Here is an 18,811-nt window from a genome sequence, read left to right as displayed (position 1 = left end):
TTTGGAACTCGCTTTTAAGGCAAAATGAAGAAGCATGAGCCAAATTTTCTGGGATGACTCTTTGAACTTGAACTCGAATTCGAATTTGAAAAGAGCCTCGCAGCGTTTTCTTCCCTTTAGCAAGACGGAAGACGGGCTACAAAGTTGGAAATTGATTATTGCTTTTATCTATCTCGCTTTCGCGAAAGCGGACTTAAAATAAATATTTAATAGGATTTCTAATTCATTTATATTTGCACAAGACATCTTATTCTTATGAAGTACAAACGCATTTTATTAAAATTATCTGGAGAGGCTTTAATGGGCGAGCGACAGTATGGTATAGACCCAAAACGTCTGGCTGAATATGCTCAAGAAATTAAAGAAGTTACCGATCTAGGTGTTGAGGTGGCCATCGTTATAGGTGGAGGAAACATTTTTAGAGGAGTTGCTGGAGCTAGTAATGGAATGGATCGCGTACAAGGTGATCACATGGGAATGCTTGCTACGGTGATTAATGGACTTGCGTTACAAAGTGCTCTGGAAGATGCTGGTATTCCTACAAGATTACAAACTGCCATAAAAATAAATGAGGTAGCAGAGCCGTTTATACGTCGTAAAGCGATGAGACATCTTGAAAAAGGGCGTGTTGTTATCTTTGGCGGTGGAACTGGTAATCCATATTTTACCACTGATAGTGCTGCAGTTTTAAGAGCTATAGAAATAGAAGCAGATGTCATTCTAAAAGGCACAAGAGTAGATGGTATTTATACCGCCGATCCTGAAAAAGACGCCTCTGCAACAAAATTTGACTTCATTACATTTGAAGACGTATTGCGCAAAGGTCTTAAAGTAATGGATACTACAGCCTTTACATTGAGTCAAGAAAATGAGTTGCCTATTATTGTTTTTGATATGAATACTAACGGTAATTTAATCAAACTCCTTAAAGGCGAAAACATAGGAACCAAAGTACAATTATAAAAACGGCAATATATTTGCTAAGCATCTTATAAAACTATTGCAATGACAGAAGAAATTAATTTTATACTCGATAGCACCAAAGAAAACATGGATAATGCTATCACACACCTTGAGAAGCAATTACTAAGCATACGCGCTGGGAAAGCCATGCCTGCTATGTTAAGTACGGTAATGGTAGATTACTATGGAAGCCAGACGCCGCTTTCACAAGTTGCTAACGTTTCTACTCCAGACGCACGTACATTAAGCATCTCACCATGGGAAAAAGGAATGATTACCGAAATTGAAAAAGGTATCATGTATGCAAACTTAGGTTTGAACCCTATGAACAACGGAGAAAGCATTATCATTAATGTTCCAGCTCTTACTGAAGAAAGACGTAAAGATCTTGTAAAACAAGCAAAAGCTGAAGGTGAAGAAGCAAAAATAGGCGTGCGTAACGATAGAAAAGTCGCTATGAACGATCTTAAGAAATTAGACATTTCTGAAGATTTATTAAAAAATGCCGAAGGTGATGTTCAAGATTTAACTAATAAGTACGTTGCAAAAATTGATGAGCATTTAACTGTTAAAGAAAAGGAAATAATGACTGTTTAATTACAAGTTGTATATCATAAAAAACGCCAGCGCATTTGCTGGCGTTTTTTATTTTCTTAATACTTCCTTAAGTACAATATCTTAGTAGTAAAGCTTGTTCTATTTTTAACCCATCTAGTTTTATGTTCATGAAGTTTACGGTTTACTTTTTATCATTTTTATTTTGTGCGATAACGATCGCTCAAAATAAAAATACCCAAGAAGCCCAGCAGCTCATGGAAAAAGTGCTTGATGCTATTCCTCAAAATGATCCTACGACAGTTTTAGATTCCTATAAGTACGATGCTTATGAGAATTTAAAAGTATCTGGAGATCCAGAAGCGCTTACTGGTCCGGGCTATAAAAAGACTGAGTTGCGTAAAACGCTTAAGAAAACAGGTGTTTTTTTTACAGAGAAAACCTCGGTTCATATTTATAATCAGAAAGAAGGTTATAAAGAAATTATTACGGGCGCAAACATGCCTGGTTTTGATGAACCTGTTTATCCTATCTATAACATTAATTTTCAGTCTGAGAATGTATATGATTCTAGATATATCATATTTGATCAGGAATACATCAGCCCATTATATAAGAAAGCTATATCCTACTATGACTTTAATGTAGAAAAAGATTCTATTATCTCTGGTAGAAAGGTGACTAAAATAAATTTCTCACCTAAGGACGAAAATAACAATGTATTATTTTTAGGAAGTTTATTTATTGATCAAGAAAACTATGCTGTCGCAAGAGCAATTTTTGAAAAATCTGGTGACCTAAACATCAAAGCTTACCACGATTTTACTTATGAAAGTAAGTCTTCTTTATGGTACAATAGTTCTAGGAAATTATACGTACGTCAAGAAAAAACGAGAAAAGAATTAGAACTTTTTGGAGGTAGACTAGAAGTAGGAATTGAGAAAAAAGTAAATGACGACGATAAAGCTGCAGAAGAGTTGTATCTGATTATCGAAGCGATCAATGCTAACTTTAAAACTAACAAAGAAATTGACTACGGTAGGAAAGGCTTAAAGATAGAGATTCAAGACAGTGCGTTGACTCAAAAAGAAATCTATTGGGATAAATACCGTGGTGACGATGCTTTTTCTACCACAGAACTTGCTCGCTTCATGGATCTGGATAGCATTGTTGCTGCTAGCAAAATCACACGTAATCTTGAAACTCTCGATAAGTTTAAAGTGGGTTATTTTCCAGTTGGTTTTGTAGATATTGACTTAAAATATCTCGTAAAGTTTAATGATTATGAAGCTTTTAGAGTAGGGATAGGTGGGCAAACAAATGAAAAGCTGAGTGATAATTTTAGGATCAATGGGTACCTCGCTTACGGTACAAAAGATGCTGTTTTTAAACATAAAATCGGAATAGGTTATCGTTTAAATAAAGAAAAGAATACCTGGTTAAACATTTATAAACAGGATGATATTACCGAATTTGCTGCGGAGAGCTTTCTCACAGATGCGCGTGTGTATTCTTTGTTTGAACCGCGATTGATTAATATTCCTACCTTTTATTTATATAAACAATATGGAATGAGCCTGCAGCAGCGTTTATTTCCATCTGTAATTAGTGAGGTCTCGCTTTCGCGAAAGCGGATTTCTCAAACCACCAGTTATCAATTCATTCCTGATAACGACGTGGTGTTTTCTGACTATGTTCTTGCAGAAGTTTCTCTAGGAGCACGATGGAGTCCTTTAAGTGATTTTATGCGCACTCCTAAAGGATATCAAGAAATATCTCGTGGGTATCCTATTCTTAGCGGGCAAATAACTCAAGGAATAAGAGGAATAGCAGAAAGTAATTTCAATTACTTAAAAGTGTCTGGAAAAGCAGAGTATGCCATTAAACGACCTGATAATTCTTTTACAGAATTTCTTGTAGAAGGACATTACAGCACTGGAGAAGTACCCTTAACTCATCTTTTTCACGCTTATCCTAACGCGCCCAATAAAGATGAGGTGTTACAACGATTCTCAGTTGCAGGTCGTCGCAGTTTTGAAACCATGTATTTCAATGAATTTTTCTCTGATAAAATTATGATTGGGCAAGTGCGACATAGATTTGCGCCGTTTGATGTATTCTCTTTCCTAAAACCTGAATTGGTACTCGTTTCTAAAGTTGCTTGGGGCGATATAGATAATGTAGAAAGACATCAAAATGTGACGGTAAATTCACTAGAGAAAGGATATTTAGAAAGTGGTTTGGAGCTCAATAAATTGATTTTTGGATTTGGATTAAGTGCTAGTTATCGTTATGGAGCTTACCACTTGCCAGATTTTGAAGATAACCTCGCTTTAAAATTTACATTCTACTTAGAGCTATAGTACTGGACTGTTCATTATTAACTTTTTTTTGATTCATACTTAGGTCTTTTAAGTACCTTTGCACCCCTTAAATTCCCGCATGCAAAAGTTATTCAGTTTTAGATTTTGGAACAGTATTGCTAGACTCATTCTGCGCAATAGGGAAATTATTTTGGGGCTTATTGTTATTATAACTATTGCTTTTGCAACGCAGTGGAAGCACATGCAGTTTACGCATACTGAGGCTAACTTACTGCCAGATGATCACCCAATTAACGAAGAGTACAATCAGTTTCTAGATAAATTTGGTGAAGAAGGAAACCTTATCATTTTAGGTGTAGAAAATAAAAACCTTGAAACTTTTCAAAATTTTAATGCTTGGAATGAATTAGCAGATTCGCTTGCTACTTTTAAGGAAATAGAAATGGTTTTATCTACTTCTAATTTACCTAATCTTTCTAAAACAGAAGACAATAAAAAATTTATTGTGGGTCCTGTTCTTACAGAGCAATTAAGAAGTAACGAAGACCTAAAAGATTTCAAGCAAAAGCTGTTTAACGACCTGCCATTTTATAAAAACTTAATCTACTCCGAAAATGATAGTGTGATACGCACTGCTATTTATTTAAAGAAAGACATCGTAAATACTGTAGAGCGTAAGGAGTTTATTCTAGATGACTTTGTGCCTCTAGTAAATGCCTATTCAGATAAATACAATCTTGATATCAGGACTTCTGGAATGCCTTACATCAGGACTCTAAACGCGCAGAATATCGTAGACGAAATAGGAATGTTTTTGCTTGCAGCGTTATTGGTAACTTCTGGAATCTTCTTTTTCTTCTTTAGATCATGGCGTGCGACATTCATTTCTATCGTTACCGTTGTTATAGGAGTCATGTGGGCTTTTGGAATATTGGGATGGATAGGTTATGAGATTACAGTGCTTACCGCTTTGATACCACCGTTGATTATTGTCATAGGTATTCCTAATTGTATCTTTTTAATTAATAAATACCAACAGGAAATTAAAAACCATGGTAACCAAGCTAAATCGTTACAGCGCGTGATTACTAAAGTAGGTAATGCGACTTTAATGACTAACTTGACTACAGCAAGTGGTTTTGCTACTTTTATTTTTACAGAGAGTAAGCTGCTCGTAGAATTTGGTGTAGTAGCTAGTATTTGCATTTTAGCTATTTTCTTATTGAGCTTGATGATCATTCCTATCATTTATAGTTATTTACCTATTCCTAAAGAACGCCATTTAGAGCATTTAGGTAAAACATGGATCAATTCCTTTACGGACTGGAATGAGCGTATGGTAAAAAGACAGCGCATTCCTATTTACATTACTAGTGTAGTTGTGTTGATCTTGAGTTTTATAGGAATCTACCAAATCAAAGTTTCAGGAAGCCTTATTGAAGACATGCCTAAAGGGATGCAGTTCTATAAAGATATCAAGTTCTTTGAAGAAAGCTTTGATGGAATCATGCCATTAGAGATAGTGGTTTACAGTAGAAACGAAAAAGTAACTGGTCTTAAAACACTTAAAAAGCTCAATAAATTAGAGGAGCATATTATAGAAACGCCAGAGCTTTCTAGACCTATGTCTATAGTGAGTGCGGTAAAATTTAGTAAGCAAGCATTTTATGGTGGCGATCCAGAATACTTTGAATTGCCTTCTACTTATGACGCGGTTACTATGTCAGAATTGGTAAAGAAAAGCTCTAATGATATTTCTTTAATGAAGAGTTTTGTGGATAGTACAGGCCGTAACGCTCGTATCACAACCTTTATGAAAGACATGGGAACCGACCGCATGGAGCGTGTAGAAGAAAACCTGCGTGAAAAGATCAAAACTATTTTTCCTGATGATCGTTATGAAGTTTCCTTAACAGGAAAAGCATTGGTTTTTCAAAAAGGAACCGATTACTTGATCAATAACTTGATCCTTTCTTTATCGCTGGCTATTGTGCTCATTGCATTATTTATGGCGTGGATGTTCAAGTCCTTGCGTATGATTTTTGTATCTCTGGTTCCTAACTTACTTCCTTTATTAATTACTGCAGGATTGATGGGTTACTTAGGAGTTCCTATTAAGCCTTCTACCATTTTAGTATTTTCTATCGCCTTTGGTATCTCTGTAGACGATACCATTCACTTTCTAGCCAAATACCGCCAAGAACTTACCGCAAACAACTGGCGTATTAAAAAGTCAGTCTATGCAGCTTTGAGAGAAACAGGAGTGAGCATGTTTTATACATCCATTGTTTTATTCTTCGGCTTTTCTACGTTTACGATTTCAAGTTTTGGAGGTACAGTGGCGTTAGGAGCTTTGGTAAGTGCGACTTTACTTTTTGCTATGGCGGCAAATTTATTACTGTTGCCTAGTATGCTGCTGTCTTTAGAACGAAGTATTGCAAACGAGCGCACGCTTAAAAAACCAGCGATTCCTTTGGTGGAGCCAGTTAGTGATGAAGAGGAATAGAGTAGCGTTGATGTTCTCGCTTTCGCGAAAGCGAAATGATTAACAATAATTTTACCCATTACTTTACTTTCTATACGTTTTACAAGCTGTAATAATTGTTCTATAGGTGCATAAAAATTATATTTGCCGCTTGTAATAGATGTAACAACAGAATGAAAACAATAGCAGCCATACTCCAGTCCGATCCTAGTATGATCGAGATGACCGTCAAAGGTTGGGTACGTAGTTTTAGAAACGATAGATTCATAGCGATTAACGATGGTTCTACCATTCATAATTTGCAGGCTGTGATTGAGCCAGAGAATTTTGATCGAGAATTATTAGATCAAATTACCGTTGCTAGCGCTGTTGCTGTTACAGGACTATTAGTGGAAAGTGAAGGTTCTGGACAGCGTGTAGAACTTCAAGCTACAAAGGTAGAAGTTCTTGCGGGCGCCGATCCTGAAGAGGTAAAGAAAACGATTCTATCTCCTAAAAGACATAAACTAGAAACACTGAGAGAGCAGGCACATTTGCGTGTGCGTACGAATACTTTTGGTGCAGTGATGCGTGTACGTGCTGCTTTATCTTATGCGGTGCACAAATACTTTAATGAGAACGGTTTTTATCAAGCACACACGCCTATCATTACAGGTAGTGATGCCGAAGGTGCTGGTGAGATGTTCCGTATCTCTACATTAGATCCAAAGAATCCGCCGCTGGATGAAAACGGTAACATCAATTATAAAGAAGACTTTTTTGAAAAGGAATCTAACCTTACTGTTTCTGGACAGCTAGAGGCTGAGACTTATGCGATGGGATTAGGACAAGTCTATACTTTTGGACCGACTTTTAGAGCAGAGAATTCAAATACGTCTCGTCATTTAGCTGAATTCTGGATGATTGAGCCTGAGGTTGCTTTTAATGATCTAGATGCAAACATGGACCTCGCCGAAGATTTTATCAAATACGTTGTTCAATATGCATTAGATAATTGTGCAGACGATATTGAGTTTCTAGAAAAAAGATTAGAGCAAGAAGATAAGAGCAAGCCTCAAGCTGAGCGCAGTCCTATGCCATTGCGAGATAAATTAAATTTTATTGGGAAGAATCACTTCAAGCGTGTTTCTTATACAGAAGCGATTGATATTCTTAGAAATTCTAAGCCTAATAAAAAGAAGAAATTTAAATACCCTATCAATGAATGGGGCGCAGATTTACAATCAGAACATGAGCGTTATCTGGTAGAAAAGCATTTTGAATGTCCTGTGATACTTTTTGATTATCCAGCAAAAATTAAAGCGTTTTATATGCGTCTCAATGATAAAGATGCTAATGGAAACGAAACCGTAAGAGCGATGGATATTCTTTTTCCAGGAATAGGTGAAATAGCTGGTGGATCGCAACGTGAGGAACGTTATGATGTCTTAAAGCAAAAGATGGACACTATGGGAATTCCAGAAGAAGAGCTGTGGTGGTACTTAGAAATGCGCAAATTCGGTAGTGCGGTGCATAGTGGTTTTGGACTAGGTTTTGAACGACTGGTCATGTTTGTTACTGGTATGGGTAACGTAAGAGATGTTATTCCTTATCCACGTACGCCTGGTAATGCAGCGTTTTAAATAAAATTATTAGTTTTAAAAATCCCGATTTGTTCTTTCAAATCGGGATTTTTTATTCGGTGTATGGTATGTTGCCAGTTTAATATTGATCTGGTTTAGATTATTATGATTTGTAAAGCATGTAGGAGAGTCGTTTCTTTTCTTAACTTTAGCTTTAATCAATTAGTCTTTTAGTATTTTTACGTAGTTAGAAAACAACCATGCTTAAACAGTCATTAAATTTTAAATTATCTCAAAAGCTCTCTCCTCAACAAATCCAGTTGATGAAGTTGATACAATTGCCTACACAAGCCTTTGAGCAAAGAGTAAAGTCTGAGCTGGAAGAAAATCCAGCACTGGATGACGGCAAAGAGCAGTCAGAAGATGAGTATGATGAATTTTCTAATCAAGATGATTATGACGATGGTAATGAGTCTATTGAGACAGATATCAATGTAGACGATTACTTGAGTGATGACGATATTCCCGAATATCGCACAAGAGCAAATAATTATAGTGCTGACGATGACGAGAAAAGCGTTCCGTATGCTTCTGGAAAGTCATTTACTCAAACGCTCATCGACCAGCTCAACACTGTGAGATTGAGTGATGACCATCGCGCCATTGCAGAGTTTCTTGTAGGTAGCATCGATAACAGTGGTTACATTAGAAGGTCTCTTGAAGACATTACAGATGACCTCGCTTTTACCATGAATTTATATACCGAGGTAGAAGAAGTAGAAAAAGTACTGCAGGTAGTTCATGGATTAGATCCTGCTGGTGTAGGAGCTCGTGATTTGCAGGAATGTTTATTGATTCAGCTTTCGCGAAAGCGTAACTCTAAAAGTACTGAGCTGGCCATTAAATTAATCAGAGATTCTTTTGATGCTTTTAGTAAAAAGCACTATTCAAAAATCATTGCTAAATACGACATTACCGAAGATGAATTGCGTGATGCTATTGATGATATAGAACATCTTAATCCTAAACCTGGAGGTTCTTATGCTGGTGGAAGCACACGTGTTGTGGAGCAAGTAGTGCCGGATTTTACTATACGTATAAAAGATGGTGAGTTAGAACTCACATTGAATGGCCGTAACGCTCCAGAATTACATGTATCTAGAGATTATTCTAATATGTTGAGAGGTTATAAGGAAGCAAAGGAGAAAACTAAATCTCAAAAAGATGCGGTAATGTTTATCAAGCAAAAACTTGATGGGGCAAAATGGTTTATAGAAGCGATCAAACAAAGACAAGAGACTTTATTTGTGACCATGTCTACTATTATGCATTACCAAAAAGAATATTTCTTATCTGGTGATGAGCGTAACTTGCGTCCCATGATTCTCAAGGACATTGCAGATAAGATAGACATGGACGTATCTACTGTTTCTCGTGTGGCAAACTCTAAGTACGTGGACACTCCTTATGGTACTAAGTTAATCAAGGAATTTTTCTCAGAGTCTATGACTAACTCTGATGGTGAAGAAGTGTCTACTAGAGAAATTAAAAAAATTCTTGAAACCGTAATAGGTGAAGAAAGCAAGAAAAAACCGCTTACAGATCAAAAACTTGCTGACTTATTAAAAGAAAAAGGATACCCTATTGCTCGTAGAACAGTTGCTAAATACAGAGAACAGTTAGACATTCCTGTGGCACGTTTGAGAAAGGAAATCTAGACTATTATGAAGTGGTTTCTTAGGATGTGGAGCTATGTGGTTAATCCGCTATTTATTCCTTCTCTGGTCTCTTTATGGTATTTTAACTTTAACTACTATAGTGACCCAGAAAGCGTACGACTTAAATTGTACCTTATTTTAATACTTACCGCTGCGATACCATTGCTTATTTATACCATGCTTAAAATCTTAGGTTGGGTAGATAGTATTCATTTATCACGTACTAAAGAGCGCATCCTACCATTGTGTATTTACATGGTTCTTTTAGTAATGTTACTAAGAGGTACGTTTACCGATGGATTGCATCTATCATTATATTATTTTTTTATAGGTGTTCTTATTGCCAGTTTTGTAGCGACACTTATCACGTCGTTGAGGTATAAGATCAGTTTGCATTTAATGGCTACCGGAGGAGTTTTAGGCTTTTTAATCATGCTATCCTTTACTCAAGGAATAAGTTTGCTGTTGCCTCTTGCCATTATGGGAATCGTAAGCGGTCTTACAGCCACCTCAAGATTAAGTATGAAAGCGCATAAAGGCCATGAGTTGATTTTTGGCTTTTCACTTGGGCTCGCTAGTCAGATTTTGGCTTTCAGTTATTTTGTGAGCTAGTTTTTGATTCCGCTTTCGCGAAAGCGAGACAAATAAAAGACTTCCTAAGCTTATAAGTATCTAGAATATATTAAGTGCTTTGAGTTCTAAAGGATGTAAAACTCAATCCCAAATTTAATAGGCTGTAAGTTGACCTGCTCTAAATCTATGAGCGCATCTTCATTAAACAAAGTGTTTAAGTTGTACTGAACAAATGCGTTGAAGCTTCCATGTCCTAAACTAAGAGTTGCTGCATATTGAAAGCGGTTTACCTCAGGAATATTAGTTTGAGAAGCATTTAAGGATTCATTTTTAAAAGTCGCTTTATAGTGATATATGTACGATAGTTTGATACCAGTATAAATGCGCCAAAAAGTATATTCTGTAGGCGTAGAAGTGCGCCATCTTAACTGAATAGGCATTTCAACAAGATTAGTATTGAATCTATTACGGTCTACATCTATATCACCATCTAGAATACTGTAGATGCTTTCACCATTTGCATCTTGTCCTATAAAAAGATTGGAATTGTACGTATTAGTAGAGACTCCTAATCCTACACCTATAGCTAGGTTACGTCTTTTATTAATAGGCATATCTCTTATAAAACCGGCATGCAATCCACCTGAAAATCCATTTTGAGAATAAGAACTAGGCTGATTTGTAACTAAGTTAAAAGATAAACCTATATAAAATTGATCTTCCCTATAGAGCGAATCCACCACATTAGGAATGGCGTTATCTGGAAATTCTGATTTTTGAGCAGTACTTAAATGAGCGCAAACGCTTAAAAAAGTAAAGAGTAAAAGTGATCTCATTTTGGGTCTCAACTATTATCTAGTAAAGATATAACAATCGCGATGGTAAAGAAAAGCAACGAGCTTTATTTTAAATGGTTCTTTATTCTATTTTTCTAGGCTCTGCTTCAGATAGATTCCGAGGGAATAATTCTCTGATAGTTTTAATTTGCTGCTCTAGTTTTTGATATTCAGGATGGTCACTTTCTGTTTTTGGCAAGTTATGGAGTCGGTTATTCATTGAAGTGTACGTCTCATTATAAAGTCTTTGAGCTTCTCGATCTCGAAGCATAGAGTAGGCTTTTACTAGCTCGTTAGTAACGGCGATGTAGGTTTTATAAGACGCTTGCCTATCATTTACTAGTGATATAATTGCCTTTTTAGGATTTTCTGAGGACATTGAATCTTTATCTCCTTTGCAATAGGAACAAATGTTTTTGGAATCTGTTGCGCCACCGTTATCTAAAAAATTGATGGCAGCTTTTGTTAAATCTTTTAGCTCCATATCCTTTTCATTAACTAGAATCCTGTTTTCAGAATTAACAATGACTTGAAACAGGTTTCTCTTATTTTGTCTAAAATCATCTGGCTTATCAATCGGAGGTGGTAGTTTACTCGCAATACCGCTATCTACTTCTATGGTAGTTGTTACTAAAAAGAAGATCAATAATAGGAAAGCGATATCTGCCATTGATCCTGCGTTTACTTCTGGTGCGTTTCTTTGAGCCATGATGTTTTTGTTTAAACTGCCGCAAGAGATAAGACATACATTGATTACATTTTGAAGTTTGAGAACAATGTTGTAGTCTAATGTGACAAATGATTTATTGATAAGGTGAATTGAAATTACTAGTTTCAAGAACCTTGCCAGTAAATAACAGACTCTAAGGGTAGTTACAGTATGAAGGGTTGAAAGGTTTCTCTCAGCTTATAATCGAACTTAAATAGCTCTGCCGCTGGTAATCAGGAAGTATTTTCATTAAAATTGAGTCAAAAAAAATAGCCGTTCTTTTTAGAACGGCTATTTTAATAATTTATAAGTTGAAAATTTTAGTTTTTCAAATTTCTAAGGGGATCACCTTCTATAGAAGTATAACTTATTTTAAGAGCTAATGCATCTCTCAATTCTTGTTTTACATCTGTTAGAATTCCTACTTGAGAGTTTTGATCTACTTTTAATGACACCATCATTTCATCTTTATCATCCTCATCCATCGCATTTCTCTTTGTGTTCACATACGTCTGTACGTCACTTAAAGGAGAAATTTTATCACCCAATTGAATTACCTCAGTAACTCCATATTGTTTAGTGAAATTCGGACTCGGCTTTCCGATGTAAATTGTCACAACTTTCTTTTTCTCTGCAAGCTTCTCTACTTGGTTAGCTTTAGGAAGTTGGTTTTCTATTTGAAGTTCATCATCCCTCATTACAGTTGCAACCATAAAGAAAAACAGTAACATAAATACAATATCAGGTAGGGAAGCAGTGTTTACCGCAGGTACCTCAGCATTTTTCTTTTTATTAAATTTAGACATAATTATTCTCTGTTTTGAGGTTCGGCTTCAGAAAGATTTCTAGGAAATAATTCTCTTACCTTATCAATTCTATCTTCTAACTCAAGATATTCCGGACTTTCCTTCTCAGTAGCAGGCCATTCTGCATAACGATTTGTCATAGACGAATACGTCTCATTATAAAGTCGTTTTGCTTCACGGTCTCTAAGGATCGCATAAGCTCTTACTAATTCATTAGTAACAGCTAGATACATCTTGTAAGATGCTTGTCTATCATTGACTAGTGATATAATAGCTTTCTTAGGATTGTCGGACGATTCTGGATCCTTAGCACCTCTACAATAAGTACAAGCGTTTCTTGGGTCAGTACCACCACCGTTATCTAAAAATGCTACGGCAGCATTAGTCAAGTTTTTGATCTCCATATCCTCTTCTTCCACAAGAAGTCTATTTTCAGCATTTACAATGACTTGAAATATATTCTTCTCTTTAATAGGTGGTGGAGGCGTGTCCTCTGGAAGAGGTGGAGGCAATTTACTTGCAATACCACTATCTACCTCTATCGTGGTAGTTACCAGGAAGAAGATCAATAATAGGAATGCAATGTCTGCCATCGATCCGGCATTTACTTCTGGTGCAGATCTTCTAGCCATAACTTACTTTTTTAATTGTTTACTTATTCCAGCCCATACAACAGTCGCAACTGCAACAAAGGCTAGTATATAGAACATATATAATGAGGTACCTATCCATTTGGAAGTTCCTGTAGAAAGTTCTTGTCCATTGTCTAGCTCAATAACTTTGCCACCTTCCTCAACTGGAACAAAACCTACTGTGTTCAAATCGTCTGCTAGGGCGTATGAGATTGCTGTAACTAACAACAATAGACCTACAGAAATACCAGCTTTCTTAAGAGCTTCTGGACTAGTAAATAATCCTTTCAATACGAATAGTACAACGATCAAGATAGTAAGTCCTAATGTTATATATGCTAGTATGATCAACGGTGATACGGTAACAGCCTGGCTGCCTTCCGTATTAAGTTCTATTGCTTCATCGCCTATAGCTAAGGTGTAAAAGAAAAACCCCAATGCTATAACGCTCAAAAGAAGAACTAGGTATTTTAATACTTTATGTAAAACCATGATTTGTTTTTATGAGAATTAATTACTTACCGTTCTTGTAATCTACAAGAATGTCGATAAGAGTAATAGAAGCATCTTCCATATCATTTACAATACTATCAATTTTAGAAACGATGTAGTTGTAAAAGATTTGAAGGATAATTGCAACAATAAGACCAAATACAGTCGTAAGAAGTGCTACTTTAATACCACCTGCTACAAGAGAAGGTTCCATTGTACCTGCTTCTTCAATACTGTTAAACGATCCGATCATACCTATTACCGTACCCATAAACCCAAGCATAGGTGCAAGAGCGATAAATAATGAAACCCAAGATACGTTCTTTTCTAATTGACCCATTTGTACGCCACCATAAGCAACAACTGCTTTTTCTGCAGCTTCGATGCTTTCATCGGCTCTGTCAAGTCCTTGATAATAGATAGAAGCAACAGGTCCTTTTGTATTACGACATACATCTTTTGCAGCTTCAATACCACCACTTTGAAGTGCTTGCTCCACATTTGCAGCAAGTTTCTTAGAATTTGTAGTAGAAAGGTTTAAATAAATGATTCTTTCAATTGCTACTGCTAGTCCTAATATAAGACATACTAATACAATTGCCATGAATCCAGGTCCTCCATCAATAAAGTTTTTCTTTAAGACTTGGTGGAAAGATTCTGTTTTAACTACTTCTGGAGCTTCTTGGATTAATGCTGAAGCTGAAGCTACACCAGTAACACCTATTGTCATGGCTGCCGTGAATAAAATTGAAAGTGATCGTTTCATTTGACTTATTTGATTTATTGAATTTTCAAGTTAAGGGGTAAATATATAATTTATTGAGCAAAAATATCATAACATTTCTTAATGTATGATTAAAATTTCAGTGAATGTACTTGATTCTGCCGCTTAAGTACTATTTGAATAGACTAGAAACCTTAAGGCTTTCAGTTTATTAGTGCTATTTGAGGAGGATTGTTATCTATTTGTTAACAATTGTTTCTGATTAGAGAATAAAAAAAGCTTTCTTACAAACGTAGAAAGCTTTTCTTGTACCTCAGGCCGGAATCGAACCGGCACGCCGTGAAGCATTGGATTTTTAATGCATGCGATTTTTCATGTTAATACTTAATTAATTGTAATTAAATGAGTCGTCTTAAGGTGCTCCTTTGAATGTTGATTAAGAAGTGTAATGTCATAGCTACAGAAGATTATTAAAAAAAAATGTTATCCGTAGTTATTTATATAGTTTATAAAAAACTCTTCTGCAATTTCGTCCGTTAGTGAGTTATTTTCAATGTGACTTATCATATGGCTACTACTAGATTCCATAGAGCGGCGAATAAATTTATCCGGCGCAAAGTATCGATCTACATAAGATGTATAGATATTAGCCCTCTGAGTGTTCCTAACTGTTCCGTCACTGTTAATATTACGACCATTATTTTCAATGTCTAACTCTTCCTCTTTAGGAGCACCCATAAAACCAAACGAAATCTTTTTACTTTCACGTAATTTTTCTACCATTAAATTTCTAATAGTATTCATTATATAAATCACGTTTGTCGACGAGTTAAAAGGTTTTCCGTCTTTAAGATCAAATTGTTGTTGATCGTTCATTAAAGAGTAACGCTTTTCGCTATCTCTATGATTTTTTTGATAGTATTTTATTATTTGAATATCATTTTCAAACAATTCTACCTCGAGAACGTATGAGTTATTAAATTTACATTTGAAAGCATATATTTCTGTGGTAACGCCATTAATTATAGACTTGCCTTTATAAATGTATTCAAATCGATCCAAGAAATTGTAACTACTCTATAGTAAGAAAAGAGTATGCTTTGGATCTATTATCCATAACTTCTTGTGAAGAAACGCGTCTAATTTTGTGAACAACCTGTCCAGTTGCAGGTTTAATTGTAGATGCCTTTTTTGACATTGTTAAACTGGTTTTTTTATTCAGGAATCCCATAACTGATAATTATATACCTATGACTTTATTGTAATAGATTTAATTTTAATGATTCAGAATTTATAAAAAACTACCTCATTAAGGAGACAAATGTAAGACATTACTATTACATTACCATTACATAGCAACTTTATAACTGTGTATTTGTGCAGTTGATCTGATTTTTAATATGCTTAAGGTGTGTGATTATAACTTATGTTTATTTTTTTATGAATCCCTATCCTTTTTATTTGTCGATCATCGTATTTATATAGCCAGTTATCGAATGTTCAAAAAAAATAAACATCTTTTGAGTTTAAAATGGCTATATAAACGTAACAAATGTGAAAATTAATCAAAATTTATGATTTTGATGGTTATAAAATTAATTATCAAAATCAACTGGTGGACGTTGCTGCATTTTCAAAATAAGATCTAGAACATAAAAGCATCTTAAAAATGTAGTAAAAATTAAAATTAATATCAATATGTCAAAATAAAAAATTATATTCTCATACTTATCCACTATAAACAATTGTAATACATATAGTGTTATTGATACAGCTAGTAATGAAAACACACCGTATTTAATTATTTTTATTGAAGTTTCATACATAGGGGATCTTAACCAAATTTCAAATGCGCTACTTTGTTCGGTTAAAATTCTCTTCTCAAGGATCTGTGAACTTTTCATCGTGATAAATAATGTCATTATCGTAAGTATAAATCCCGATATTGTAATTCCTATAGTTGCTAGATCTGAAGCTATTTGATTAATCAATTCGGTTTTAGGAATCAATAAAAGACCTTGTTTTCTAATGAATAAAACACCAGCGCATACAATTCCTGCTAACAAGTAATCGTATAACAACGGTCTTTTATAATATGCTTCCAAAATCATGATGAAACGCTTTGATTCGTTCTGTTTATATAATCATCAAATTCAACGTTGGCTAAGTTAAACAATTGTTTTGATTCAAGAGTACGACCTTTTGTCAAAGGACAATCTACCGTAAACTCCACTAAACTTCCTGTTAAATTAAACGTTTCTTGAGTACCAGAGTTACTATCATAAATTACTGAGAAATCCTCTAATGCCTCTATGATCTCTTCTTCCTCTGTTACTTTACCTAAAACTCGTTTTACAAACGCAATTCCTGCTATGCTTTTAGTCTTCCTTAAGCCAGGAGCTCTAAATGAAGTCTCTACTTTTATAGCTGCATTTTCAATAGTATTGCTTAATCCTTGCATACGTGCTATAAATGATTCGTTTAATTTGTTTGTAAGGTATGGCAGTTTACTAGGTTTAGCTTTTATTTTGATATTAATAACATCGTTGAGATTTTTTAAGAACGTTTTTATATCTCCAGAGCTTCTTCTTTCAGCTTGACATGAATAAGATAAATTTAAAACTTTCGCGCCTATTTGTCTAAAATAATACTCAATATCACTTATTCTGGGTCCGTCATTGTTGAACTCACAACATACTAAAGGTATTTCTTTTGAAAAATCAATATAGAAATGTGTAGTTTCAGCAATCATGCTTCCATTCTTAACTTCATTCATTGGCGCTAGCTTATAAGTCTCTCTGTCTACTAGCATAGGATTTTTATTATCTCTAATAAGATGAATAGTGCCTTTATATTTGTTTTCTGGTTGTTTTATTGCGATGGTACTGATGAAAAGCTCACGTTTTAGTTCCTTACTATTTTTATGGTTGCGATCTAAAACTATAGCGTTATGATCGTCTTTTCTAGCCCTATTTATCTCAGTTATACAGGCTTTTAATAAAGAGGATGACGTGTATTTGCCTCTTTGTGATGCTAATGGCACCATTTTAAGATCAAAATAATGAAATCTCACTGGCATTGTCTCTATTCCCATATATGTTATCTGTTTTTAAATCAGTGCTCTTACATAAAAAAGGCTACGATGTCTATTATCGTTAGTTTCAGAGCGGTTATTTATTTTATATTTCTGCTGCACTCTCAAGGTAGCATTTCTTCTTTTTTCTAAACTAGTTATAAATAATATCAATCCAATTTCAATTAACGGCACGATAAAAATTGCTAGTAGCTTTAAAATCATGATAACACAACGTCTAAATCAACAGCAATTAACTTTTCTCGGTTAGGAACATCAAATTCACGAACCTGATCTTTTACATCTACAGTTAATTCTTTTGTATTAATAAGGCTATATATTAATATGGTATAACTAGACTCTGAAAGAGGACTAGCATTAAACATAGTTGCTAATACTTCATCACTCTCATTATATAGCAAAAATATGCCTTCACCTGAATGAGATAGCAATCTCATTGTTACCTCGTTATATTTCTTTATTTTAGATAAATCACCTCTAAACATTACTGTCAATATACCTGTATGATATATTTTATTTCTAAGCTTTTTGCGATGAAGGTTGTATTCACTAACAGCTTCTTCAGAGTTGTTTTGAATAGCTAATGAACTTGGCAGAGAATCAATGAGTTTCTTCATTTTAAGATCATGAGCAGCAAGTTCTTCTTTTACCTTTTCTTCACTTTCCTCATTCTTATCTGTAAATGTTTTAAGAAGGTTTTCTTGCTCACGTTTCAGCTTCTCAATTTCATTTTCTGTTGCAATTTCCTCTCCTATGACATCGGCCCAGTCAGCAATAGAGGATTGAATAGTATTTTGAATATTGTTTCCTATGGCCTCAATAAATTTAAGATCACCGGTATTATTTATTTTACTATGAGTTGTTGTAACTGCAATTAGTGAATCTACACCGCGCTCGATCTCATTAATACGCCTGTATGCAGATATTGCAAATTTCTTTTGACTGGCCTCAAACTCTTTCTTAGAACTATAGTTAGCCAGTATCCATGCCAGGAATGTTGAAAATATAAATTGCAGGAAAGCAAATAAGGCCGTTTCTGTATCAGTTGGGTCTTCAGCAACTATATGAAAGATGAACAATGCAATGATTGCAATTATTAAAATTGCAACGAATGCGATGTTCATTTTATCCCTGAAGGAATAGCTATTCTTTCCTTTATTATCTTTCATTTTATCGCTTTGAAAAGTTTTTATTTAACCTAGATATTTAGAATGCTGATGATTTGAACTTAATTTATAACCAAAATACTCTAAATACAGAACTTTACCAAATAAGAGCATTTTAACCGAATTTTTAATAAGTTTAGATAAATACAAAAACCCTGCGTTTACAGGGTTT

19 protein-coding genes are annotated in these 18,811 nt (G+C 34.8%); 8 read left to right on the top strand and 11 right to left on the bottom strand.

Annotation, left to right across the window (positions count from 1 at the left end; genetic code table 11):
- The first annotated feature begins 34 nt into the window (after positions 1–34).
- The 8 genes from DDD_RS17935 (at position 35) to DDD_RS04790 (ending at position 10,219) form a co-directional block, all read left to right on the top strand.
- The gene (locus DDD_RS17935; RefSeq protein WP_015361646.1) at positions 35–202 is read left to right on the top strand and encodes a hypothetical protein; all 168 of its coding nucleotides are present in this window, start codon (positions 35–37) and stop codon (positions 200–202) included.
- 53 nt (positions 203–255) lie between these two features.
- A complete protein-coding gene (pyrH, locus tag DDD_RS04820) occupies positions 256–963 on the top strand; it encodes a UMP kinase (protein WP_015361645.1) in 708 nt (235 codons plus the stop codon).
- A 42-nt stretch (positions 964–1,005) separates the two neighbouring features.
- Positions 1,006–1,560, top strand: a complete 555-nt coding sequence (frr, locus tag DDD_RS04815) for a ribosome recycling factor (RefSeq protein WP_015361644.1) — start codon at positions 1,006–1,008, stop codon at positions 1,558–1,560.
- Between the two features lie 128 nt (positions 1,561–1,688).
- Complete coding sequence (locus tag DDD_RS04810) at positions 1,689–3,881, top strand: DUF5686 family protein (protein ID WP_111474634.1); 2,193 nt, start codon at positions 1,689–1,691, stop codon at positions 3,879–3,881.
- A 79-nt stretch (positions 3,882–3,960) separates the two neighbouring features.
- Positions 3,961–6,348 carry an efflux RND transporter permease subunit gene (locus tag DDD_RS04805; RefSeq protein ID WP_015361642.1) on the top strand — a complete coding sequence of 796 codons (2,388 nt, stop codon included), beginning with the start codon at positions 3,961–3,963 and terminating at the stop codon, positions 6,346–6,348.
- 152 nt (positions 6,349–6,500) lie between these two features.
- Positions 6,501–7,949, top strand: coding sequence for an asparagine--tRNA ligase (asnS, locus tag DDD_RS04800; protein WP_015361641.1), 1,449 nt, complete (start codon positions 6,501–6,503; stop codon positions 7,947–7,949).
- Between the two features lie 200 nt (positions 7,950–8,149).
- A complete protein-coding gene (rpoN, locus tag DDD_RS04795; protein WP_015361640.1) occupies positions 8,150–9,607 on the top strand; it encodes an RNA polymerase factor sigma-54 in 1,458 nt (485 codons plus the stop codon).
- A 6-nt stretch (positions 9,608–9,613) separates the two neighbouring features.
- Positions 9,614–10,219 (top strand): hypothetical protein, encoded by a 606-nt coding sequence (locus DDD_RS04790; RefSeq protein WP_041566936.1) that lies wholly within the window; start codon positions 9,614–9,616, stop codon positions 10,217–10,219.
- Between the two features lie 86 nt (positions 10,220–10,305).
- Here DDD_RS04790 and DDD_RS04785 read toward each other — a convergent pair whose 3' ends face one another.
- The 11 genes from DDD_RS04785 to DDD_RS04735 form a co-directional block, all read right to left on the bottom strand.
- Complete coding sequence (locus DDD_RS04785) at positions 10,306–11,016, bottom strand: porin family protein (protein ID WP_015361638.1); 711 nt, start codon at positions 11,014–11,016, stop codon at positions 10,306–10,308.
- A gap of 82 nt (positions 11,017–11,098) precedes the next feature.
- Positions 11,099–11,725: an ExbD/TolR family protein gene (locus DDD_RS04780; protein ID WP_015361637.1), complete on the bottom strand. Its 627-nt coding sequence runs from the start codon at positions 11,723–11,725 to the stop codon at positions 11,099–11,101.
- A gap of 320 nt (positions 11,726–12,045) precedes the next feature.
- Entirely contained in the window at positions 12,046–12,531 is a 486-nt protein-coding gene (locus DDD_RS04775; protein ID WP_015361636.1) for an ExbD/TolR family protein, read from the bottom strand.
- 2 nt (positions 12,532–12,533) lie between these two features.
- Positions 12,534–13,163, bottom strand: a complete 630-nt coding sequence (locus DDD_RS04770; protein ID WP_015361635.1) for an ExbD/TolR family protein — start codon at positions 13,161–13,163, stop codon at positions 12,534–12,536.
- A gap of 3 nt (positions 13,164–13,166) precedes the next feature.
- The gene (locus DDD_RS04765; RefSeq protein WP_015361634.1) at positions 13,167–13,655 is read right to left on the bottom strand and encodes a hypothetical protein; all 489 of its coding nucleotides are present in this window, start codon (positions 13,653–13,655) and stop codon (positions 13,167–13,169) included.
- Positions 13,656–13,677: 22 nt separating this feature from the next.
- Positions 13,678–14,421 (bottom strand): MotA/TolQ/ExbB proton channel family protein, encoded by a 744-nt coding sequence (locus tag DDD_RS04760; RefSeq protein ID WP_041566935.1) that lies wholly within the window; start codon positions 14,419–14,421, stop codon positions 13,678–13,680.
- Between the two features lie 441 nt (positions 14,422–14,862).
- Positions 14,863–15,441 carry a hypothetical protein gene (locus tag DDD_RS04755; RefSeq protein WP_015361631.1) on the bottom strand — a complete coding sequence of 193 codons (579 nt, stop codon included), beginning with the start codon at positions 15,439–15,441 and terminating at the stop codon, positions 14,863–14,865.
- A gap of 10 nt (positions 15,442–15,451) precedes the next feature.
- Positions 15,452–15,577 (bottom strand): hypothetical protein, encoded by a 126-nt coding sequence (locus tag DDD_RS18320; protein WP_015361630.1) that lies wholly within the window; start codon positions 15,575–15,577, stop codon positions 15,452–15,454.
- 397 nt (positions 15,578–15,974) lie between these two features.
- Entirely contained in the window at positions 15,975–16,490 is a 516-nt protein-coding gene (locus tag DDD_RS04750; RefSeq protein ID WP_015361629.1) for a hypothetical protein, read from the bottom strand.
- Positions 16,487–17,473, bottom strand: a complete 987-nt coding sequence (locus DDD_RS04745) for a hypothetical protein (protein WP_015361628.1) — start codon at positions 17,471–17,473, stop codon at positions 16,487–16,489. The genes DDD_RS04750 and DDD_RS04745 overlap by 4 nt, the downstream gene beginning before the upstream one ends.
- Before the next feature lie 200 nt (positions 17,474–17,673).
- On the bottom strand, positions 17,674–18,642 hold the full coding sequence (locus DDD_RS04735; protein ID WP_015361626.1) for a hypothetical protein: 969 nt from the start codon (positions 18,640–18,642) through the stop codon (positions 17,674–17,676).
- Positions 18,643–18,811 lie beyond the last annotated feature (169 nt).

Source organism: Nonlabens dokdonensis DSW-6, from assembly GCF_000332115.1.
Classification (GTDB): domain Bacteria; phylum Bacteroidota; class Bacteroidia; order Flavobacteriales; family Flavobacteriaceae; genus Nonlabens; species Nonlabens dokdonensis.
This window is presented reverse-complemented; position numbering and strand designations above follow the sequence as displayed.